Annotated in this window: 19 protein-coding genes and 1 tRNA gene; 11 read left to right on the forward strand and 9 right to left on the reverse strand. The window is 51.2% G+C overall.

Annotation, left to right across the window (positions count from 1 at the left end):
- The first annotated feature begins 9 nt into the window (after window positions 1-9).
- A complete protein-coding gene (ftsH, locus tag IKQ95_06880) occupies window positions 10-1,920 on the forward strand; it encodes an ATP-dependent zinc metalloprotease FtsH (GenBank protein ID MBR4196415.1) in 1,911 nt (636 codons plus the stop codon).
- A 25-nt stretch (window positions 1,921-1,945) separates the two neighbouring features.
- On the opposite strand, the gene IKQ95_06885 is transcribed toward ftsH, so the two are convergent.
- The gene (locus tag IKQ95_06885; protein MBR4196416.1) at window positions 1,946-2,599 is read right to left on the reverse strand and encodes a polyphenol oxidase family protein; all 654 of its coding nucleotides are present in this window, start codon (window positions 2,597-2,599) and stop codon (window positions 1,946-1,948) included.
- Between the two features lie 62 nt (window positions 2,600-2,661).
- On the opposite strand from IKQ95_06885, the gene IKQ95_06890 reads away from it, so the two are divergent.
- The 3 genes from IKQ95_06890 (at window position 2,662) to IKQ95_06900 (ending at window position 7,905) form a co-directional block, all read left to right on the forward strand.
- Entirely contained in the window at window positions 2,662-3,606 is a 945-nt protein-coding gene (locus IKQ95_06890) for an AEC family transporter (protein MBR4196417.1), read from the forward strand.
- Window positions 3,607-4,133: 527 nt separating this feature from the next.
- Window positions 4,134-6,590, forward strand: a complete 2,457-nt coding sequence (locus IKQ95_06895) for a homocysteine S-methyltransferase family protein (GenBank protein MBR4196418.1) — start codon at window positions 4,134-4,136, stop codon at window positions 6,588-6,590.
- Between the two features lie 16 nt (window positions 6,591-6,606).
- Window positions 6,607-7,905 (forward strand): STAS domain-containing protein, encoded by a 1,299-nt coding sequence (locus IKQ95_06900; GenBank protein ID MBR4196419.1) that lies wholly within the window; start codon window positions 6,607-6,609, stop codon window positions 7,903-7,905.
- 49 nt (window positions 7,906-7,954) lie between these two features.
- On the opposite strand, the gene IKQ95_06905 is transcribed toward IKQ95_06900, so the two are convergent.
- A complete protein-coding gene (locus IKQ95_06905; protein MBR4196420.1) occupies window positions 7,955-9,163 on the reverse strand; it encodes a pyridoxal phosphate-dependent aminotransferase in 1,209 nt (402 codons plus the stop codon).
- 13 nt (window positions 9,164-9,176) lie between these two features.
- Window positions 9,177-9,926, reverse strand: coding sequence for a 2,3-diphosphoglycerate-dependent phosphoglycerate mutase (gene gpmA / locus IKQ95_06910; protein ID MBR4196421.1), 750 nt, complete (start codon window positions 9,924-9,926; stop codon window positions 9,177-9,179).
- A 113-nt stretch (window positions 9,927-10,039) separates the two neighbouring features.
- On the opposite strand from gpmA, the gene IKQ95_06915 reads away from it, so the two are divergent.
- The 7 genes from IKQ95_06915 (at window position 10,040) to IKQ95_06945 (ending at window position 15,666) form a co-directional block, all read left to right on the forward strand.
- Window positions 10,040-10,112 (forward strand) — tRNA-Val (locus IKQ95_06915).
- Window positions 10,113-10,287: 175 nt separating this feature from the next.
- Window positions 10,288-10,500: a hypothetical protein gene (locus IKQ95_06920; protein ID MBR4196422.1), complete on the forward strand. Its 213-nt coding sequence runs from the start codon at window positions 10,288-10,290 to the stop codon at window positions 10,498-10,500.
- Entirely contained in the window at window positions 10,500-11,675 is a 1,176-nt protein-coding gene (gene coaBC / locus IKQ95_06925; protein MBR4196423.1) for a bifunctional phosphopantothenoylcysteine decarboxylase/phosphopantothenate--cysteine ligase CoaBC, read from the forward strand. Before IKQ95_06920 ends, coaBC begins: the two co-directional genes overlap by 1 nt.
- Window positions 11,665-13,425, forward strand: a complete 1,761-nt coding sequence (locus tag IKQ95_06930; GenBank protein ID MBR4196424.1) for a hypothetical protein — start codon at window positions 11,665-11,667, stop codon at window positions 13,423-13,425. The genes coaBC and IKQ95_06930 overlap by 11 nt, the downstream gene beginning before the upstream one ends.
- Before the next feature lie 2 nt (window positions 13,426-13,427).
- Window positions 13,428-13,889, forward strand: a complete 462-nt coding sequence (locus tag IKQ95_06935; GenBank protein ID MBR4196425.1) for a QueT transporter family protein — start codon at window positions 13,428-13,430, stop codon at window positions 13,887-13,889.
- Window positions 13,890-13,974: 85 nt separating this feature from the next.
- Window positions 13,975-14,448 carry an OmpH family outer membrane protein gene (locus IKQ95_06940; protein MBR4196426.1) on the forward strand — a complete coding sequence of 158 codons (474 nt, stop codon included), beginning with the start codon at window positions 13,975-13,977 and terminating at the stop codon, window positions 14,446-14,448.
- 18 nt (window positions 14,449-14,466) lie between these two features.
- On the forward strand, window positions 14,467-15,666 hold the full coding sequence (locus IKQ95_06945) for a hypothetical protein (GenBank protein MBR4196427.1): 1,200 nt from the start codon (window positions 14,467-14,469) through the stop codon (window positions 15,664-15,666).
- A 169-nt stretch (window positions 15,667-15,835) separates the two neighbouring features.
- Here the strand turns inward: IKQ95_06945 and IKQ95_06950 are convergent, their stop codons facing one another.
- The 6 genes from IKQ95_06950 to glgB all read right to left on the reverse strand — a co-directional run bounded on the left by IKQ95_06950 (window position 15,836) and on the right by glgB (window position 22,831).
- Window positions 15,836-16,000, reverse strand: coding sequence for a hypothetical protein (locus IKQ95_06950; GenBank protein MBR4196428.1), 165 nt, complete (start codon window positions 15,998-16,000; stop codon window positions 15,836-15,838).
- A 41-nt stretch (window positions 16,001-16,041) separates the two neighbouring features.
- Window positions 16,042-19,074: an efflux RND transporter permease subunit gene (locus IKQ95_06955; GenBank protein ID MBR4196429.1), complete on the reverse strand. Its 3,033-nt coding sequence runs from the start codon at window positions 19,072-19,074 to the stop codon at window positions 16,042-16,044.
- 3 nt (window positions 19,075-19,077) lie between these two features.
- Window positions 19,078-20,226, reverse strand: coding sequence for an efflux RND transporter periplasmic adaptor subunit (locus IKQ95_06960; protein MBR4196430.1), 1,149 nt, complete (start codon window positions 20,224-20,226; stop codon window positions 19,078-19,080).
- A 139-nt stretch (window positions 20,227-20,365) separates the two neighbouring features.
- Complete coding sequence (locus tag IKQ95_06965; GenBank protein MBR4196431.1) at window positions 20,366-20,605, reverse strand: type II toxin-antitoxin system YafQ family toxin; 240 nt, start codon at window positions 20,603-20,605, stop codon at window positions 20,366-20,368.
- A complete protein-coding gene (locus IKQ95_06970; protein ID MBR4196432.1) occupies window positions 20,562-20,831 on the reverse strand; it encodes a hypothetical protein in 270 nt (89 codons plus the stop codon). Before IKQ95_06970 ends, IKQ95_06965 begins: the two co-directional genes overlap by 44 nt.
- A gap of 65 nt (window positions 20,832-20,896) precedes the next feature.
- Entirely contained in the window at window positions 20,897-22,831 is a 1,935-nt protein-coding gene (glgB, locus tag IKQ95_06975) for a 1,4-alpha-glucan branching protein GlgB (GenBank protein MBR4196433.1), read from the reverse strand.
- Window positions 22,832-22,917: the final 86 nt, after the last annotated feature.

Here is a 22,917-nt window from a genome sequence, read left to right on the forward strand (position 1 = left end):
GATTTTCACATGAACAAAGGACAGAAATTTTCAGCCTGGTACTTTATCGCGGCTCTGATAATTGCCTGGCTTTTCTCAGAATATATCTACAAACCTTACACCGAGAGCAAATCCGAAGTCCCGTACAGCGAATTTCTCGCAGACCTTAACGCAGGGAAAATAGAGAATGTAGACATATCAGACTCGCGGATAATTTACGCTCTCAAAGAAGACATCAGCCCCGACAAGCGTCCGATAGTCGGCGGGAAAATTCTCACGGACAAACGCCCGAAATCCCCGGACAGCGTGAAAAGCGCGGTGAAACTCTCTGACCCGTTTTTGATTGAGAGGCTCGCCAGCTCTGATATAAAGTTCGGAGGCATTGCCCGCAGGGACAGCATTATAGATTTGCTGATGGGTATACTTCTGCCAATGCTGCCGCTGATAATAATATGGTACTTCATATTCAGGAACATGCACGGGGGCGGAGGCGGTATATTCACGTTCGGGCGGAGCCGGGCGAAAGAACTTCAGGGCGAAATGAGCGGGGTACACTTCAGCGACATAGGCGGGGCAGGTGAGGCTGAAGTAGAATTGCGCGAGATTATCGACTTCCTGAAAGACCCGAAACGTTTCGACAAGTTCGGGGCGAAATTGCCGCGGGGAGTCCTCCTCGTAGGCCCTCCCGGAACAGGCAAGACTCTTCTTGCGAAAGCCTGCGCGGGTGAGGCGGGCGTTCCGTTCTTCTTCATTACTGGGTCAAGTTTCGTTGAAATGTTCGTTGGAGTCGGAGCCGCAAGAGTGAGAGATTTATTTGACCAGGCCAAAAAGAAAGCTCCCTGCATTATCTTTGTTGACGAAATTGACGCTATAGGACAGTCGAGAATGCGTAACTTCAACAGCAACTCAGAGCAGGAAGCAACGCTGAATCAGTTGCTCGCGGAAATGGACGGATTCGAGCCGAACAACGGAGTCGTAATCATGGGAGCGACAAACAGGCCGGAGATACTCGACCAGGCACTATTGAGGCCGGGAAGGTTCGACAGGCAAATTCAGGTAGTTTTGCCGACAGAGGAAGGGCGCGAGGAGATATTACGCATTCACACAAAGAAATTACCGCTTGACCCGGCAATAAATCTCAAGTCAATCGCAAAAGTTACGCCCGGTTTCTCAGGTGCTGACCTCGCAAATATCGCCAATGAAGCCTCGCTCTTAGCCGCAAGACGGAAGGCCGACAAGGTTTCAATGAATGATTTTGACCTCGCAATAGAACGAGTCGTAGCAGGACTCCAGCGCAAAACGCCATTAACGCCGGAAGTCCGCAAGAAAGTGGCCTATCATGAGTCCGGCCATGCCCTAGTGTCATGCTACCTTCCCGGCTCTGACCCAGTGCACAAAGTCAGCATAATTCCCACGACAAAAGGCGCACTGGGATATACGCTGAACATGCCTGCGGAGGATAAGTATCTTGTTACGGAGGCTGAGTTACGCACCCGCATGGCTGTCATGTTAGGCGGAAGGGCGGCGGAGCTTCTGATTTTCGGGGAGGCTTCAACGGGAGCGTCAAATGACCTCGAACGCGCTACCGAGACTGCCCGGAGAATGGTTACGGAGTTCGGCATGTCCGGCAAGCTCGGCCCCGTGCGCTATGCGTCGCCGTCAATGATGTACCTTAACGGAAGCTCAGAAGTCCGCAATGACATCGGCGATGGTACAGCCGACATTATCGACAACGAAATCAAGCGGCTTGTCATTGAGGCGCAGGAGAAAGCAGAGTCAATCCTCCGCGAGCATGAGAAAATACTTCATGAGGTCGCCGGAGTCCTTCAGGAAAAGGAAGTAATCAACAGCGACGAGATTAAAGCCATTGTTGACCGGGAAAAATCACAGGCCGAGTCAGAATCAAAGTCAGCAGAAAAAGAAGCAGTGTCTCAAGAGTAAAGCGGAAATTTTTACGGGGGGTATCTTAATCGGTACTCCCCTTTATTTTTGCCGTCAATGTCATGCGCTCATGAATATCCCCGTTCCTGTACGAACAACAGCGCGAATCAGTCAGCGTATTTATCCCTGAGACAATAATATTTTCCCGCCTCATACCCCCGTCAAGAAGCTGGCTCACAATCTCCCCGGCAAGGTCAAAATACACTCTCTCCCCGTCAATGTCGTAATTCTCACGGTGAAACGCCTCAATCCCTTTTTCTGTCCATTCCTCGCCCCGCTTCCTGAAATATTCACGCCCTATGCAAGGCCCAACCCACGCGCAAGCCCCGCCGATGTCAGCAAAAATTTCACGCGCAATCCTGAGTCCCGCGCCGGAAATGTTCAGGGCTGTACCCTTGTAGCCCGAATGCAGAATCATCACCCACGAATCTCCGCATATCATTACCGGGACGCAGTCAGCAAAACGCAATGAGGCCGTAACATTTGGGACGGTCAGCAAAATTCCGTCAGCCTCCGGGCGCAAAGGGAGCGCGTAATCTGAGACGTTCGAGGCATTGACGACAAGAATATTTTTCCCGTGAACCTGCGAGGGCATTATGTGAGGTGCTGAGACATGGCCGGAAGTCTCTCCCTTCATGAAGAAATTTGCGGAAATGTTTTCGGGGGTACGTATGAGCATTATTATTCGTCCTTTGTGTGCTAAGATTGTCAGAAAAATTTTGTTGCGGGGGAAATTCTACAATGAGCCTTGATTTTTTCACAGTAGCTTCTAACCTTGTCAGCCTTTTCGCGTTAATCGCCGCCGGATATATCGCCGTCAAAACAGGAGTCTTAAAGCCGGAAGCCTCTCCGCATTTCTCCGCGCTCCTGCTGAAAATCACGCTCCCATGTACTATATTTGTGTCTCTTGTTACACGTGAATATGATCCGGCGTTTGCACGGGACGGAGTAACTATCATCATTGCGGGGATTATAGCGTTCCCGGCCATGATGTATATATCGCGGGGGCTTTCGGGAGTCTTTCACGTGCCTGAAGGCAGGCGGGGAGTCTGGGCGTTCATTACGGCATACAGCAATTCCGGGTTCATGGGATTCCCGATTGCGCTGGCTCTTTTCGGGACTGAGGGACTTGCGCTGTCAGTCATGCTCAATGTAGCGTTCAACATTACGCTGTACACCCTCGGAGCTATGGAGCTTATCCGCGACAATCCCAATCACGACTCAGAAGGTTTTGACGTGAAATCAGTCATCTTCAGTAACATCAACATTGCTACATTTTTGAGCCTGATATTTTATTTCGGGCGTATCAGCGTTCCTTCAGCGGTGATTGTCCCGTTAAGCTATATTTCGGGCATAACGACTCCGCTTTCAATGGTAATAATCGGGATGGCTCTGGCTCACTCGAAAGCCTCTGACCTTTTCACGGACATACACGCTTGGACGGCCTCGGCGTTCCGTCTCATAATCTACCCCGTAATAATGTGCGTGATACTGCGAGTTTTCCCGCTGAGTGATAATCATCTTGTGGCGGCTGTGCTTGTCCTGATTAACGCCATGCCGGGGGCGAGCGTTACGGCGGTGCTGAGTGAGATGTACGGGGCTGATGTAGATTTTGCGGCGCGGGCGATGTTCATTCAGAATGTGGCGTGCATGGTTACGATTCCGGCGGTGTGTATGCTGATTTAGGGATTCGGCCATGTAGTATAATTAGCACTGCAGGCGGGATGCTCCTTTTTAGACATTCTATGAAAAGGGGTATCGTAATGGAAGAACTTACAAGCCTTTGGGAAGGTTACATTTTCGGCAAGTTAGTAGATATTCTAGTAGTAGATATTCTAGTATATATTGTATTAGGGTATATTAGCGAGCCGCCGTCCGCAAAAAAAGTTTTGTGTTGCACCGCGGTGCTTTTGTATGTAGCATTCTGTTTTAGCGTCATATTCGATTTTCCTCAACATACAGAACGGATTAATACGGTTTGGAACGATCCGTCGGCCTCAAGCCAGAAAACATCGGGGCGTTTAGTAAAAGTAACGACACTGGTAGAAGTAACAGAATCAAGAATGGTAACAACTGTAACAACTATAACAGACTTGGACTAAACATAATCCGGAGCATCCCGCAGCCAGCCCACCCCCAGAACACCGGGGGTACTTCTTTTTCTTGTGAATTTTGTCATATAATGCCTCCCATACTCACAGGGGGGTGCGATTATGTTCACTTTCGACGATGGCAGAATATACTTCTTTGACGGCGCAATGGGATCTATGTTGCAGGCGCGGGGACTCAAGCTCCGTGAGATTCCCGAAATCCTCAACCTTACTCGACCCGAATTAATCCGCTCAATTCACCGCGAATATTTGAACGCAGGCGCAGACTTCATCACCGCAAACACTTTCGGCGCAAACCGCTTCAAGCTCAAAGGCACATCACACACCGTAACAGAAATCATACAGGCCGGACTCACATTAGCCCGCGAAATTACAGCGGGGACTCCGGCACTTGTCGCGCTTGATATTGGCTCAACTGGGCGCGTTATGTACCCTTCCGGCGATGCTTCATTCAGCGAGATATACGATGCTGTTGCAGAGATGGTTATTGCCGGGAAAAATTTATGTGATGTGATATTGCTTGAGACATTCACCGACTTGCACGAGCTAAAAGCGGCTGTGATTGCGGCGCGTGAAAATTCTGATCTTCCCATTTTCGCGACAATGAGCTTTGAGTCATCCGGGCGGACGTTTTTCGGGGCGAGTCCTGAGACAATGACGGCGGCTCTTGAGGGACTCGGCGTGAGTGCTCTCGGTGTGAACTGCTCACTAGGGCCGGGGCAGCTTGTGCCGATTGTGGAACGTTTCTGCGCCTGCTCGCATGTCCCTGTGATGGTTCAGCCTAACGCGGGGTTGCCTGTTATGCATGACGGGAAATCGCATTATGACGTTGAGCCGGGCGAGTTCGCAGAGATTTCGACTCGTTTCGCTGAAATGGGAGCTGTGATTCTCGGAGGCTGCTGCGGTACGACTCCTGAGCATATCGCCGTGATGAAACATGCAGTAACAGAAAGAATCGGCCATGCGGTAAAGCGTAATGTCCCGGATGACACTGTAGTGTGTTCGCCGTCAAAAATTGTAACATTCGGGCGGAAGTTTGTCGTAATCGGCGAGCGTCTGAATCCCACAGGCAAAAAGAAATTGCAGGCGGCACTGCGCGGGGGCGATACGGGGTATTTGCTTTCTGAGGCCGTAAAACAGCAGGAGCAGGGAGCAGACATCCTCGACATTAACGCCGGACTTCCTGACATTGACGAACCCGCCGTACTGACTCACGCACTGACCGAAATACAAGGCGCGGTGAATCTCCCGATACAGATAGACAGCTCGAATCCCATAGCGTTAGAGTCAGCCGCAAGAGTCTGCAATGGCAAGCCTATATTGAACTCGGTCAACGGGAAACCGTCAAGCCTTGAGTCCGTCCTCCCTGTCGCAAAGAAATACGGAGCCTGTGTTTTAGGGCTTACGCTTGACGACAGCGGAATACCAGAGTCAGCAGAAGACCGACTCAGAATTGCGCGTATTATTGTCGACATGGCCGAATCGATTGGCATTCCCCGCCGTAATATTCTGATTGACTGCCTGACATTGACGGCCTCGGCGCAGCAGAAACTTGTTCCCGAAACGTTAAGGGCTGTGCGTCTCGTTCATGATGAGTTAGGCGTGAAGACTGTACTGGGACTGAGCAATGTTTCATTCGGGCTTCCGCGTCGGCCACTTGTGAACCGCACAATGATGATGGCTGCGATAATGAGCGGTCTTGACGGGGCAATCATCAATCCGGGCGACAATGACATGAAGGAGACATTATGCGCGTGGAATCTCCTTTCAGGCGGTGAGCAGGAAATGCAAGACTACATAGCCTACTGCGAGTCGCACCCGGAGGAAGCACCTCTCTCGGCAAGCCGTGTCCCCCCTAACTTAGGGGGGATACCGTTTACGGAGGGGGGTAACGCCTCAAAAGGGGGGATTAAGGGGGGGAACGACTCGGAGGGTAAGCCGCAGGACGCTCTGCAATCCGCAATAATTCGCGGCCTCAAAGACGAGTCAGCAAACATGACGCGGGAAATGCTCAAGTCAGCAACACCCCTCGAAATCATAGAGAATAATATCGTTCCCGCGCTTGATTCTGTCGGCAAAAGCTACGAGTCCGGGGAATTATTTCTCCCTCAGCTCATAAAGTCAGCGGAGGCGGCAAAATCTGCGTTTGAGGTATTATCGCTGAACATGGACAAAGCAGAGTCGGCAGGAAAAGCGAAAGGCCCTGTGATTCTTGCGACAGTCTACGGCGATATTCACGACATAGGCAAAAATATTGTGCGGACAATTTTCGAGAACTACAATTTTGATGTCGTTGACTTGGGCAAGGATGTCCCGCCGGAAAAAATCGTTGACGCTGTAATCTCGCGGGGTGCTAATGTCGTGGGCCTCAGTGCGCTTATGACAACGACCGTCGCAAGCATGAAGGAGACAATCACAAAGCTGAAGGAGTCCTGCCCCGCTGTGAAAGTCATTGCGGGGGGTGCTGTCCTGACTCCTGAGCTGGCCAATTACGCCGGGGCGGATTACTACGCCAAAGACGCTATGGAGGGCGTAAGGATAGTATCATCACTTCTGTAACAGAAAGGTGAATTGCATGGATAATCTCTTCAGGCAGGACAAAATCAGCGTTAATATTGACGTTATGGAACGCGCCAATCCGATATTCAACACCGCAAAATCTACGCTGTACCTTCTCGGCGAGTCAGGCGACAGGGACGCAAAGCTCCTCGCGTCAGAGCTTGGACTCAGCTTTGACAGCACGCAGAATGCGAACACGAACAAGACAACGCCCGACACAGTCATCACAACAATGCTCGTGCTTGAGACACGATACAGGACTATGAGCAGGCTCGCCGAGAAAAGCGGCTGTGATGTTGATATTGATCTCCCCTGCGGATATACTCCGAGGGCATTGACTTACGCACGAAAAGGGAAAAGCTTCATAGGCTTAGACCTTCCGGCAGTGATACAGGAAATAGAGCCGGGAATTATGCGGTTAATCGGCGCGGGAAGTCGGGAATTTGTGAGATTTTCGGCTGTTGACGCTACGAATTATGACTCACTCGCAAAGGCTCTTGACGGCATTAACGGAACACTCTGCATAATGACTGAAGGGCTGATGATGTACTTCACTGAGTCCGAGCTTGAAGCCTTCACGGAAAACATCAGGAAAATACTTTCAGGGCGCGGGGGCTGCTGGCTAACGTCTGACCCCGAACTGCTGAAGACTCACAGCCTCATGTCAAAGGCTCTATCAGGCGGAAAATCATACGGTGCTCCGTCCGGGACAGTCTCAATTCTTGAGCAGAAATCAGACACTTCAATGTCAAAAACCGGAAACTCAGTCTGTCCGGGAGTCGCCTGCTCTGACTTTGAGGAGGCCGCAAGGAAGGGGATAAAGTTTTTTGAGGCTCACGGCTTCAATGTTGAGCGGCTGACATTCGCGGACAATATGCCGGAGCTTAACGCATATTCCCTCCTGAAGCCCGGACAGGTTACAGCGGTGAAAGAGGCCATGACTCACGCGGCATGCTGGAAGCTGACACTTTCGGGGAACGCGGAGACTTCACGCGGCACATCAGCGGGGACAAAATTCGGCATTAACGCAAAAATCAGCGGGGATATTCTCTCGCTCACTCTTTCGGGGAGGCTTGACACAATCACCGCGCCGGAATTGCTTGCCTTCTGGGAAAAAATCAGGGCGGAACACGAAATCAGCTCCGTGAAAATCAACTGCGCCTCGCTGGACTATATTTCATCGGCGGGATTGCGGGTGCTTATGATTATGCACAAGAACAGCGCGGAGGGAGTCGGGCTTTCTGACATCAATAACACAGTAGGGGAAATTCTTTCGCAGACGGGATGCGATTCACTGCTGAAGATTTCTGACTGACGCGCAAAAAAATCCCCGTCATATTTCAGGCGGGGAAAATATTTCGTAATTATGCCTTTATCGCCTCAGCGCGGCCCGGGTAAACCGCAAGGGCGTTTTTGAGGATGTTCAATGCCTTCTCTAAGTCTTCCTTCTTGAGGACATATGCCATTCTCACCTCGTCCAAGCCTAAACCGGGTTCAGCGTAAAATCCGCTTCCGGGGGCGGCCATTGTCGTTTCTCCGTTGATGTCGAAATTCTGCAGCAGCCAGATGATGAACTTCTCGGAGTCGTCAACAGGCAATTTCACCATCGTGTAGAATGCCCCTTTAGGCTCGTGGCAGACAACGCCGTCAATTTCCTTCAAGCCTTTGTACAGTACATCACGCCGCATTTTGTACTCTTTGTTGACTTCCTGAAGGTAGCTTTTCGGTGTGCGGTAAAGTGCCGCGGCTCCGACTTGCTCAACATGTGAGACGCTCAATCTTCCCTGACATAATTTCATGACTTCAGCGAGAAAAGGCTTGTTCTTTATGGCAATACAGCCTATACGCGCACCGCAGGCACTGAATCTTTTTGACACTGAGTCAACCATGATAACGCGGTCTCTTGCGTCCTCGACAGCCCCGAAACTCATGAAGCCGCCCGCCTCGTAGATAAATTCCCTGTAGACCTCATCGGCGATAATGAAGATGTCGTGCTTCTTTGCCAGACGGCACAGCGTGTGAATCTCGTCCGGCGTGTAGCTGACCCCGGTCGGGTTGCAGGGATGTGATACCCAGAATGCGCGGGTCTTTGAGGTGATGAGGCTCTCTATTACGTCTTCGGGCGGAAGGTGGAATCCTGTCTCGGCTTTTGTGGGAATGGGCTTGAGTTTTGCCAGCGCAAGTTTCGCGAACGTGTTGTAATTCGCGTAGAACGGTTCCGGGACTAAAATCTCGTCGCCCGGGTCGCAAAGTATCATCACGACAAACTGAAGTGCCTCGCTTCCTCCGCACGTAACGTACACTTCATCCGGCTCATACGGGACTCCCATCGCCTTGTAGTAGCCTGATATAGCCTCGCGGAGTTCTAATATACCCTGTGAGGGCTGATATGCCACTGTTCGCGGGTGAAAATTCCTGATAGCCTCGAAATATTCATCGGGTGTCCTTATGTCGGGCTGTCCGATATTGAGATGGTATACTTTCTTTCCCTTTGCTTTTGCCTCGTCAGCGTAGGGAATCAGCCGGCGTATTGGCGAGATCTTGAGAGCCTTTATTCTGTCTGAAAGGTGCATTGATTAGTCCTCCTTACTTTTTCGCGCTTCCCTGCGAGGCTACTGCGGCCTGTGCTTTTGCGATTGCTTCCGCGTCCCCTAAATAGCGGTGTGATACGGGCTTCATATTGTCGTCAAGCTCATAAACAAGCGGGACTCCTGTCGGGATGTTGAGTTCGAGAATGTCTTTCTCTGAAATGTTGTCGAGGTACTTAACTAATGCCCGCAGTGAATTTCCGTGAGCCGCGATGATAATCTTCTTCCCTGATTTTACAGCGGGGACTATTGACTCCTGCCAGTATGGGACTACACGCGCTACAGTGTCAGCAAGGCATTCCGTGAGCGGCAATTCTGACTCGCTGAGTCCTGCGTATCTCGGATCATGGCCGGGGTAACGCTCATCATCTTTCGTGAGTACGGGCGGCTGAATGTCGTAGCTTCTGCGCCAGATTTTGACCTGGGCATCTCCGTATTTTGCGGCGGTGTCGGCCTTGTTGAGTCCCTGCAATGCTCCGTAGTGCCTCTCGTTGAGCTTCCACGAGTGCTGAATCGGTATCCACATCCTGTCCATTTCCTCAAGAACAAGCCACAGCGTTTTGATTGCCCTCTTCAGCACGGACGTGAACGCATAATCGAACGCGAACCCCTCAGCTTTCAGGAGCTTTCCGGCGGAGCGGGCTTCCTCGACTCCTTTTTCCGACAATGGGACATCAGTCCAGCCGGTGAATCTGTTCTCTTTGTTCCAAGCGGACTCGCCATGACGGATTAATACTATCTGAGGCATGATAAAAAATTCCTCCCTTTTTGGATTTGGCGTTAGGTTAGCAGAAAATTCTAATTTTTCATAGCCTGTTGACATTAAATCTGATTGCTGTAAAATTTCTGCGTTAATCATTCGGGCAATTGGCACAGGGGTTAGCGCGCTTCCTTCACACGGAAGAGGTCACTGGTTCAAATCCAGTATTGCCCATCACTTTATACCCTTCATTATTTCCATTCAACAGAGAGCAACAATAACGCCCATGTATTTCTGCCATTATACTTGCGTTGCTTGGCTTTCGCGGTGAAATTTCTGCGTCTCATGAGAATTATATCAATGTCCCTCTGCTAAAATATTGCCCGTTAAAACAAAGGAGGAATATCCCATGAAATTTTATGATCTTGAATGGCTCGCGGAGAAATGCGGAACGGATAACAAGTACGAGATTACAGCCAAAGTCGCCGCAGAAGCCCGGCGCGAAAGTGAAGAGGACGCTACAGACAAGACTAACCCCGCAAACGAGCGGTATATCTCTAATGTACTTCTTGAGATTGAAGAAGGCAAAAGTCCCCTCAACGCCCCCGAACCGATAATATAATGCAAAACTGGAAGCATGGCCGCAAAATTCTCCTCGGAATCACCGGGGGCATAGCGGCCTACAAGATTCCCGGATTAGTCCGGCTCATCACAAAATCAGGCAGCGAGTCAGAAATCATCATGACAGACTCCGCCCGGAATTTCGTTGCGCCTATGACTCTTGAGACTCTCTCAGGCCGAAAAGTTTTCACCGACTCCGATTTCGGCTCCTCGATTCCTCACATAAAGCTGTCTCAATGGGCTGAAGTTTTCGTGATTGCACCCTGCACCGCAAACACCCTCGCAAAAATCGCGCACGGAGTCGCCGACAATCTCCTAACCTCAGCAGTAACAGCCGCAAGATGTCCCCTGCTCATATTTCCGGCCATGAATGAAGCAATGTACGACAATCCCGCGACACAGGCGAATATTTCCGCGCTCAAATCACGGGGCGTGAAAGTCATTGAGCCGTCATCCGGCGAGCTTGCCTGCGGGGACTCAGGACGCGGGAGAATGCCTGAACCCGCCGAAATCATGCGCGAGATTCACCGGGCTTTGTGCGTTCACGACATGGCCGGGAAAAATGTTCTTGTTACAGCCGGGCCGACTCATGAATATATTGACCCTGTGCGCTACATCTCGAACCCTTCAAGCGGGAAAATGGGACTCGCCGTTGCCCGTTCAGCGTGGTACATGGGCGCAAATGTTAGAGTGATTGCCGGGCCTGTTGATGTTGACGCTTACGGAATGGACGTTATCCGCGTAACTTCAGCGCGTGATATGCTTGAGGCGGTGAGGGAAAATATTTCGTGGGCTGACTATATCGTGAAGGCCGCCGCTGTCGGTGATTATCGTGTGAAAGAATTTTCCCCGCACAAGCTCAAACGCGGAGGGAAGGATACATTGACCCTCGAATTAGTGCAGAACCCGGACATTTCAGCAGAGGCAGGAAGGCTCAAGAGGGCCGGGCAGATTCTCATAGGCTTTGCGGCTGAAACCGACAACATCACAGCCAACGCCCGCGAAAAGTTAGCCCGCAAGAATCTTGATTACATTCTCGCAAATGACGCGGCTAAAGGTTTCGGGACTGACACGAACACAATAACGCTAATTTCCCGAAACGGTGAAGAGGCTACATTCTCCGGCCTGAAGGAAGATATAGCGTTCGACATTTGGAGGCGGATAATTGCTCGTTGATGTCGCTGTGCCTGAAATAGGGATTGACGCTCTGACGTATGAGACTGACTCAGAGATTGACGCGGGCGCGAGGGTAATTGTTGACGTGAGGAAAACGAAATACGCCGGGTTCATTCTCGGAGAGTCCCTGAAGAAACTTCCGCGCGGAGTCAAGGCCAAGCCCGTAGAAGGAATAATAGACTCCGTGATGTCTGTTGACCGTGATATTTGGGACTTGTCGAGATGGGCGGCGAATGTCAGCATGTCGGGAATGTCGTCCGCCCTCAAAGCCGCGTTTCCGGCGCAAATCCTCACGGGCGAAAAGTTAGACCCTCCGCCGGAAGACGAGTCCCAGTCAGCAAGATTCACCGAGAGAGATTACTTTAACCCGTTTGACGCAGAGCGGGTTAATTTTTTTCTTGCCGAGCTTGATACGGACATTCGGACGCTGATACTATTTCCCCGGAAGGATGACGCTAAATCGTTCTTCATGAATCTTCCTGAGACCCTCAAAGCCGAGTCGGTCTTGTGGCAGTCAGCAGAAAAAGGCCCGAAATTTTTCGACACGTGGAAGGCGATTCATTCCGGCCATGTGCGAATCGTAATCGCTCCTCCGGGGGGAGTGTTCGCCCCTTTGAGGCCGGGAAAAATCATCGTTGAGGACGAATCCAGCCCCGCGCACGTTATCCCCTACACCCTGAACTTGTCCGCAAGAAGCCTCGCAGGACACCGCGCCGCGTTCCTTCAATCCGAGCTGATATTAGCCGGGCGTATTCCCTCGCTGAAGACGTTTGCCCGCGCTCATCCCCGCGAGACCGTCAAGCCTGACCGCCGTAATATTATCCTTGCTGACATTAACCGCTCGCGAATGGAGGAATTACCCGGCATTGAGGGCAATATTCCGCTGACTCTCACTCTCACGAGCCGGACTCACATCGAAATCGGCAAGGGGAACAATGTAGTATGGATTCTGAACCGAACGGGCGAGTCGTCTGAAGTCTTCTGCGAAAACTGCGGGGAGACCGTCAAATGTCCCAAATGCGGAGGAATAATGCAGTCCCGGAATGACGGCGCTATGCTAAAGTGCAGGCGTTGCGGAATGATTCGGACTCTTCCGGAAGCCTGCGAGAAATGCGGGTATCATCTTCTTGTCGGGAAACGTCCGGGCATCGAGGCATTAGCGAAAATCGCCGGGAGATATTTTTCTGACGTTCATATTTTGGTCGACGGTGTGAAGGTCTCAGACGTTCGCGGGCTTTTTCTGTCGACAGGGAAAGGACTCGCCCTGCTCGGAGAGATTCAGCCGTCATTAGTTGCGTGGCTTGACATTGACTCGGAATTGTGGCGAATGAATCACGATAACCGCTATAACGTCTACAGCGCATTGTGCGAGTCATACTGGCGGGGGCGGACTCATGACTCCGGGCGGAAGATTCTCATTCAGGGGCGGAGAAAGGGACTCAGGCTCGCGGAATTTCTCGCGGGGGGATGGACTCGCTTTATCCCTGACGAACTGCGAGCGAGGGCGGAATTTCTGCTCCCTCCATACGGCTATATTGTCGAGATTGAAACAAGCGGGGGAAAACTGCGTGATGATATAATCAGCTCATTGACGGACGCGGGAATATTCGTGATGGATCCGGGGGACAGTTCACAGCCTCTGTACGTAAGCTGTGAATCGCTTGAGGCCGTCAGGAAAATTCTTGAGCCGGAAAAATTTCTCAGGAACACTAAATCACAGTACATAAAAATCACAGTAAGGAGCGACTAATCATAATCACAAAGAAAATAGCAAGGGGCGCGATTATTGCGGCGGTATATGCGGCTCTGACGATACTCCTTGCGCCGATCTCATATGGCCCTGTTCAGTGCAGGGTGTCTGAGGCTCTGACTCTTCTGCCGTTCTACATGCCTGAAGCGATTCTGGGACTGTTAATCGGGTGCGTGTTCGCGAATTTCTACGGGGGTTTCGGGCTTCCTGATATGATATTCGGGAGTCTTGCGACACTAATCGCGGCCATTCTCACGCGGAAATCTCCGAATATATACATCGGGGCATTGTGGCCGATAGTCTCGAACATGATAATCATCGGGGCAATGCTTCATGTGCTAATTGATGTGCCGTTAATCGCGACATGTCTTTACGTGGGACTGGGCGAGGCGGGAGCGTGCTATATTGTCGGTGTGCCTCTGATGAAAATTCTTGAGAAGCGCAATATCATTTGCAGGGATTAATTAGTTATTTCTACGTTATTCCGCTCAAAGTTTGAATGTTAGAATGCACCGCGGATTTACATAAAACAGGAGGAATTTTACAGTAATGTCATTTAAGAAAATCATCTTGCTTGCGCTTTCAGTCTCACTTCTCACAGTCAGCTTCACAATGTCAGCTTCAGCCGCGTCAAAGAAATCATCATCATCATCATCAGTCCCTGCCACGACCGATTTTGTCGGAGTTGTAGACATGGGAATGATTCTCGACAGCCATCCCAGACTCAATGAAGTGCGCCAGCAGATAGCGAACCTTTACCGGCAGAAAGAGAACGAAGCCAAAGCCGCCGCCGACAAAGAGACAGACCAGCAGAAAAAAGCGCAGGCAGTTCAGGCCAAAAGGATGGAGCTTGCCCAGGAAGAGCAGAAACTCATGGCACCTATATACAGGGACTGCCAGCAGGCCGTGAGGGAGATAGCCGTCAAAAGGAAATTAACGCTTGTTCTGACAAATGCCGTTGTGTTAATCGGCGGAGTCGACATAACACAGGACGTAATACAGCAGCTATCCCGCCAAAAATAATTCCCCCGCAGAAAATTCATGCGTAAAATTCTCGCGTTCCTCGTAATAATTTTATGCCTCATAACGAAAACTGAAAGGGCGTTCCCGCTTCAGCCCCCCGATGAAAGGGCGCATGACTGGGTGTGGAATGTCCTTGCTGTGCCGCCTTCAGGAGGCTGGGACAAAGAGCCGGGAAAGTCCATAAAGACGGCTTTAACTTGGTGCGAGCGCGAAATCTCCGAGAGCAGTAACGGAATCGGAGGCCATGACGTGAAATTTGTCCTTTGGCCTGAAAGTGAAGACCTCCCGTCAATGTCTGCCGCAAATGACCCTCACACAGCCGCAGTGATGAGCTTCACAAACTCAGCAGAGTCCGACAAGATACTAGTCTCGCGTTTCGGCGGTGCTTCTTTGCCGTTAATGCTTTCGGGGGGCGAGAACGTATTAATTGATTCGGGGGGCCGTCCCATCACGAATATATTTGCGCTTGACATGTACAGGGATTACAGGTGCGGAGCGTTCACGGAGTATGCGCGGAGAATTTACGACAGGAACAAACGCATAGCACTTGCGGCGGGGCGTTTCACCGTCAATCAGGAAAGGGAAGCGAAAATATGCTATGCCCTTCTCGACAGTGCCGGGTTTATGCCCATGCCCTACTGGACGGACGCGTCAGCGCGGGACAGCTACTATATGATGTCGGAGGAAATCGAAAGCTACGAGGGCGAGGAAGCCGGGGTAGTGATTTCGTTTCTTGGGAGCATGGGAGCGCGTGAGATATGGCGGAACTTCATGCGTATCCGTTCAAACTGGCGGCTTTGGAATGTCTCTGAGCCTAGCGAATTATACCTGTCATGCCGGGGGATGATTTTCGCGGATCAGAATGTTCTTCTGTCGACTCTCGGAGGCTTCATTGAGACGCGCCGAATGTTGTGGAGGACTCGCGCTATGGCCGTAAGTGATACAGTTGCGGCGGGGAGGGCTATTGCTCTCTACGAGTGGTTCAAGCGGGCTGTTGACGCAATGCCTCAGCCTGTGGACAGAATGCCGCGGGGATTGCTGCTGCAGAATCTTGCGCGGACTCAGGGTATACCGTTCGGGAATCAGGTGCTTGACATTTCGCCGACACTGCACAGGCCGTCAGCAAGAGATGTATACATAGTCGAGGTACGCAACAGGGAGTACTCAGCACTTGACACGGTGAGGACTCCTGCGCTTGTTTACGTTCCGGGATATTAGTATCGTGGAAAAATTGAAGGGAGATTCCTTTTTCGGGAGTCTCCCTTTTCTGTTTACCGCAAATGCTTGTAGATGTCGCCTCTTGAGCCTGCAAGAATTACGCTTACTATTACGATTTCGCCGTCCTCTATTCTGAATACTATTCTGTAAATTATCCGTAAAGGTCTCATCAGACAAAAATAATCTCGCTTCTTGCGGTCTTCAAGTCATCATCAGAGAGCCTCCCAAGAGCGCGCAGAATCTCTTCATTCTCCTCATCAGACACTTCATTTTCAGGGTCATAAAGCCATGCGAAATTTGAAGTTGTGTACGTTTTCTCCGCTAAATTCTTCATATGAACACACTTTCCTTTCCTGCATGGATTATATCAGGCGGCTATTCATCCGGGCAGGGGACATTGTACGCAACAGCCGTAAGCACCGGGATAAATAACAGCGTCAGTATTGTGCTGACCGTAAGCCCGGCCATGATTGTTACAGCCATTGACCCGAACATTACATCCCACACAAGCGGGAGCATTCCCAATACTGTAGTAAGCGCAGACATTGCCACCGGCCTCAAGCGTGATATTCCGTCCTCGACAATAGCCTCGTACTTGTCGCGCCCCGCGGCGAAATCCGCGCTAACCTGGTCAAGAAGGACGATTGAATTTTTCGCCAGCATTCCCACAAGGCTCAATAATCCTACAATGGCCATGAAGCTAACATCCATTCCCGCGAGCCACAAGCCCATTACCATCCCGATTAATATCAATGGCAGCGACAGGAAAATTATCACCGTCTGCCGGAATCCGTTGAACAGGAAAATCATTATCACGAACATAATCAGCACCGCCGCCGGAAATGCCACAGCCATACCCGCTATGGACTCGTCTGAGAGTTCGTGCTCCCCGCCCCATTCGAGAGAGTAGCCCAGCGGGAGCTTTATCGCCTCAATCGCGGGAGTTATGCGGGCTATCATTGCGTCGGCGTTTTGTCCGAGCTTAACCTCGCTCATGGCCGTAATCATTCTGCTTCTATCGCGGCGGATTATTATTCCGTCCTCGAATGAAGTCTCAAGTTTGGCGAATACAGTTCCAAGAGGCACCGCCCTGTTTGCTGTCGGCGACCACACAAGGAGCGAGCTTAGGAGGTCGATATTGTTGCGCTCCTCAGGAATGAATGCGGCGTAAATGGGCAATGACTTGTCCCCGTCCCTGAACGCCCCGACAGTGAAGCCCGTTGTCGCTGTCTGAACGGCCATGTTGATTAGCGGACGGCCCAGACCAAGACTCTGCATTTGATCCTTCATGATTACCGGGCGTATTACTTCTACTTTCTCGCGCCAGTCAAGCCGGGTAAACTGCGAGGCCGGGTCATTCTCCATTATCCGCCGGGCGTTTTCAGCCAGTCCGCGCAGAATTTCGGGGTCATTGCCGTAGAACCTGACTCCGATTTTCTCGGACATTCCGCTTCCCCTCGCAAAGAGCCTGCAATGCCCGGACATTTCCGGCATTCTGTCATTGATGTAGGCTTGAGTCTTCAGCAGAATTTGCCGTGTGTCTTTCGCGTCTTTCATTTCTACCATCAGCTGCGAAAATGCGGTGTTTCCTTCAGGCGGGGAATATGTCAGCATGAAACGCAATCCCCCTCCGCCGATGAACTGCGAGACGTTTTTCACTTCAGGCTGTGAGGCTATATAGTCGGCCAGCTTTTGAGTCCGAGACTCCTGCGCCTCAATTGATGTTCCTTCCTGAGACCACAAATCAATGTTGAAATACACCGTCTCAGCGTCCGGGAAGAATGATGTATCCATTGTCGTGAAGATATACATTGACACCGCGAACATTCCCGCAACAATTCCGAGAGTCAGCACCCTATGACGCAGGCACCCTTCAAGCAACGCACGGTAAGCGCGGAACAGAAATCCGCCGTAGGGGTCTCCTTCCTGCTTTGAGGGCTTGAGGAGGGCTTTACCGAGAACGGGAGCGGCAACAAGTGCCATTACCCAGCTTAACATCATGGAGATTAATACGACCTGAAAGAGGCTCCGCAGAAATTCACCCGCCTGCATTTTCGACAGTCCGACAGGCGCGAACGCAAGAACCGAGATAAATGTCCCGCCGAGCATAGCCCATTTTGACCCCTCAACAGAGTCTGAAGCCGCGTCATCTATCGACATTCCCCGCTGTGAGCCTACAAGCATTCCTTCAGCAACAACAATCCCGTTGTCCACGAGCGAACCCAGCGCGATAATCAGGGCGGCAAGTGAGACAATCTGCAATGTTATTCCGCAGTAGTTCATGATGACGAATGTCCCGGCTACCGTAATCAACAGCACGAGACCGATAATCAGCCCGGAGCGCAGACCCATGAACACAAGCAGCACTCCAACGACAATGGCAAGCGATTCGAGAAGGTTAATGATGAAGTCGCCAATTGATTTTGTTACCTGCTCTGACTGCAAATATATCGGCTCAAGCTCAATCCCTACAGGCCGGAATGCTTCAAGCTCCCGGAGTCGCGCCGACACTGCCCGGCCCATGTTGACGACATTCCCCCCTGCGACTGTTGAAATACCGATAGCCAGCGCGGGGCGGTCATTAAATTTCAGCCTGAAACTTTGCGGGACAGCATAATCACGCCTCACTGTCGCAATTTCACTCAGCCTTGTGAGATTTCCGCCTGAGCCGCCTATAACAAGGTCATCAATATCATCAACATCAAGTATCCCGCTTGTAGGTGATATTCGTATGTACCTGTCGCCTAATGTGATATTTCCTGTTGACGATAACATATTCTGCTGAGTCAGTGCCGCGAATACCAATAACGGCGAAATTCCGAGGGCTGACATTCTGCTTGCTGAGAACTCTATGTATATTGCCTCTGTCTGTTCTCCCAAAATTTTCACGCTTGCGACTTCAGGAACGAGGACGATATTTTTCTTGAGGAAGTCCGCGTAGTCGTAAAGCTCCTTCATTGTGTAGCCGTCCCCTATAAGCGCGTAATACTGCCCGTAGACCTCGCCGAAATCGTTATTGATGATTACCGTTGCCCCTGAAGGCATGTAGATTTGAGCGTCATTGACTTTCTGCCGGAGCTTGTCCCAAACCTGCGGAAGCTCGTTTGATGTGTACTCGTCCTTAATGTCAACATAAATTATTGCCATTCCCGGAGTCGAACGCGAGCGGATATGCTTTATTTCGCCCATTGCCTGAATTGCGTCCTCAAGCCGCGATGTAACTTCCTGCTCGACTTCATACGCGCTTGCGCCCGGGTACACTGCGCTTACAACGGCTGTTTTTATCGTGAATGAAGGGTCTTCAAGTTTCCCTATCTCGGAATATGCCATAACCCCGCCGATTAGTGTCATAAGGCAGAGGAATATAACAACTCTGAAACGCTTTATGCTTTCTCTTGCTATGTCCATGCGCTAATCCTCCGTGAGCCTGACTTTTTGCCCTTCATGCAGGAAATATACCCCTGCCGTAACAATCACATCGCCGCCGCTGAGTGTATCGCCGTCAATCTCGACATATCCGCCGTCATGGATCTGCCCGACATTAACGGGGACTCTTGAGACCTGCCCGACAGCGTACCGCCATACGTAATTATTCCCGCCCTCATTGCGTATTGCCGTGAGAGGGACAGAGAATTTCCCCTCCTCCGATGATTTGTCCGGCGCGAAATCTACAGCGACAGTTACGGACATTCCCGGAAGGATTCGTATTGAGTCCTGATGAGGCATAACGGCTGTAACGGGGTAAGTATTTGCGGCTGTGGCCTGCGTTGCGATTTCCTTTATGGACAGCGGGAAGACTTTTCCGGGTATCGCGTCGAATCTTGCGTTGAGCGTGAAATCCTGCGCGTGTGATTTGAGGTCCTGAATGCTGTGTACTTTCGGAATCGGGGCGGTTAGAACGTCATTGTCGGGAATGTTGAAGACTATCTCAAGCGATGACAAGTCCTGCAGCGTGAAAATAGTCTGCTTTGCTGTAACGTCCTGAAAATTCTCGACAGTCCGCGAGGCTATAACGCCGTCAAAGGGTGCGCGAAGCTCTGTGTCGCGGAGGGAGTCGCGGGCGGCTTTGAGGTTAGCCTGGGCTGAGTCGACTGCGGATTTTGCCACGTCAACATGAGTCTTGTAGGATTCATACTGCGCCCGTGCTATGACTTTCTGCCGGTAGAGATTCTCGTAGCGTCTGAAATCGGCCTCTGCGTTCTTGTGCTGTGCCTGAGCCTGTGAAAGTGCGCTCTGAGCCTGAGAGATTCTCGTGTTGAAGTCGCGGGGGTCAAGCGTTGCGAGGAGAGTCCCGCGCTTTACGCTGGCTCCGTTCTCGACGTTGATACGGCTTAATGTGCCTGAGACTCTGAACGAGAGATCCGCCCGCCTGCTTCCCTGTACTGTGCCGAAATACCTGCGTGTGAATGAGTCATGGCCGCCCGTGAGTGTTACTGTCCGCACCGGCCTGACAATTTCGGGCTGTGGTTCGGGCGTTTGGGATTGCCGGAACTCGCTTAGGCCGTAACATATTCCGGCGGTTATCGCGACTCCGAATATGATTTTGATGATTATCTTCATTGAATCGACTCCCTGTGAAAGTTTTGTGAATGCTAATATTATAGGTCAAAAAAATTCCCCCCCTCACATAATAGCAGGGGGGATTGTGATTATATTCCGAAAATGTCAGAGTGAGTCCCGGTACGGGTCAGGGCGAGGATTAGGTTGTTCCAGTCAATTCGGTAAACAAAATCCAGTTAGGAGTTATGTGGCATTCTCTCATCCCCTCAAAATTTCCGTGCAGGGGGTTATCTTCATAGCGCGGAGGAAGTGTATCGCCTGAAGCAAGAATGTCAATAACTTCTTCCAGCTTGCTGTCATCTTTTCCCCGGCTCAGTACCGTTTTCAGCTCGCGCCTATACCGCTTGGACGTGCGTACAGTGTATTTTCTTTTCTTCATCATCTTCACAGCTCAATGCGTCCTGCACCATTTCAGCAAAACTTTCATATGGCCCTAAAAGGTTATCCATGTCCATAGCCTCAATTAAATCGCGCTTTGTTTTCTCGTTGAACTCTAAAAGATTCTCAAGGTAAATTAATGCTTCCGTCAATTTCTCTTCAGGAATGTAATCAACAGTCAGCTTTATCTCATCGCGCAGTTCTTCAACCGTCTCAAGTCCGGGCATAATTATTCACCTCTCCAAAAATTTCCCCCCTCACAAAACGCAAGGGGGGACGCAATATTTCTCCGTTATTCCTGCTCCGGCTTTGTCGTGAAGTGGAACATCACAATTCCCAGCGGGGGCAGTGTCAGCGGCATTGAGTAGGGCATATTCTCCCACTCTTTCATTTCGGCCTCCATTCCTCCGCAGTTGCCGAGTCCTGAACCGCCGTATTTCGTTGCGTCGCTGTTGAGTATCTCGCGCCAGAATCCCGCACGGGGGACTCCTACCCTGTAGCCGAATCTCGGAACGGGCGTAAAGTTTGCCGCGCAGAGTATGTACTCGTCATCGCTTTTTCCCTTCCTCAGCCACACAATGACACTCTGCTGCCAGTCAGAACAGTCAACCCACCTGAAGCCCTCCGGCGAAAAGTCAAGCTCATAAAGCGGGGGATATTTCTTGTACGCCGCATTGAGATCCTTCACCCAGTCTTGAATCCCGCGGAAGTCTTCCTTCTGCAACAGCTGCCATTCACACGCCGAGTCGTGATTCCATTCGAGACCCTGCGCGAACTCACTGCCCATAAACAGCAGCTTTTTCCCCGGATGACCCCACATGTAGCCGTAAAGGAGTCGCAGGTTCGCTCTCTTCTGCCACCAGTCGCCGGACATCTTGTTGATGAGGGAGCCTTTGCCGTGAACGACCTCATCATGTGAAAGCGGGAGCATGAAGTTTTCGCTGAACGCGTACCATATCGAGAACGTGAGCTGATTCTGATGCCACGAACGATAGACAGGCTCAAGGCTCATATAGTCTAGCGTGTCATGCATCCATCCCATATTCCACTTCATGCCGAAACCGAGTCCGCCGAGGAATACAGGACGGGTTACCATAGGCCAGTCAGTAGACTCTTCCGCGATCGTCTGAATGTTCCCGAAACGCCCGAAAAGCTCGCTGTTCATGTCGCGCAGGAGTGAAATTGCCTCAAGATTCTCCCGGCCTCCGTAGATGTTCGGTATCCATTCGCCATTTTTGCGGGAATAATCAAGATACAGCATTGAGGCTACCGCGTCGATCCTGAGTCCGTCTGCGTGGTACTGGTCAATCCAAAACGCCGCCGATGAGATGAGATAGCTCCGCACCTCGTTGCGCCCGTAGTTGAAGATGTAGCTGCCCCAGTCGGGATGATAGCCCTTGCGGGGGTCTTCATGCTCGTACAGTGCTGTGCCGTCATAGCGTGCGAGGCCGAAATCGTCAGTCGGGAAATGGCTCGGAACAAAGTCGAGGATTACCGCAATATTCTTCTTGTGGAGCGAGTCAATAAGGTACATCAGATCTTCCGGCGTTCCGTAGCGGGATGTCGGCGCGAAATATCCCAGTGTCTGATAGCCCCATGACCCGTAGAAAGGATGCTCCATTAACGGCAGGAACTCTACCGCGTTGAAGCCCATCTCCTCACAGTATGCGGGAAGCTCATCGGCCATCTCACGATACGAGAGGGAAAGCCCGTCATCCCAGTGCCTGCGCCATGATCCCATGTGAACCTCGTAAACGCTGAGGGGCGCGGACAAGTTCATTTTTTCCCCGCGGTGTGCGAGCCATTCGGAGTCGCCCCATTCGTATTCGGGCCAGTGAGTTATTGATGACGTTCTCGGCGGAAGCTCAAACGCACGGCAGAACGGATCCATTTTCTCTTTGATTTCTCCGTGAGAGTTCTTTATGCAGAATTTGTACAGCTCCCATTTCTGCAAGCCCGGTACGAACCCTTCCCATATTCCGGAGCCGTCCCAGCGTGCTGCAAGAGGATGGGACTCCGTGTTCCATCCGTTGAAGTTGCCCACTACGCTGACTGCCTGCGCGTTAGGCGCCCACACACTGAACGCGACTCCCTCGGCGTTGTCGGAAGGGTCTGTGAATTTCTGCGCTCCCATCTTTTCGTACAGATGGTAATGCGTTCCCTGCTTGAACAGGAATATGTCATAGTCGGTGATGGGTGATACACCGTGCCTTATGTTTTCTGCCATGAAGGTATTACCTCCTTATTTTGTTTTGGGTTATTGTGATTTTTCTGCGTGAGTAAATTTTATGTGATAAGTGCGCTTAATTCAAT

The sequence above is a fragment of the Synergistaceae bacterium genome, from assembly GCA_017540085.1.
In the GTDB taxonomy this organism is placed as follows: domain Bacteria; phylum Synergistota; class Synergistia; order Synergistales; family Aminobacteriaceae; genus JAFUXM01.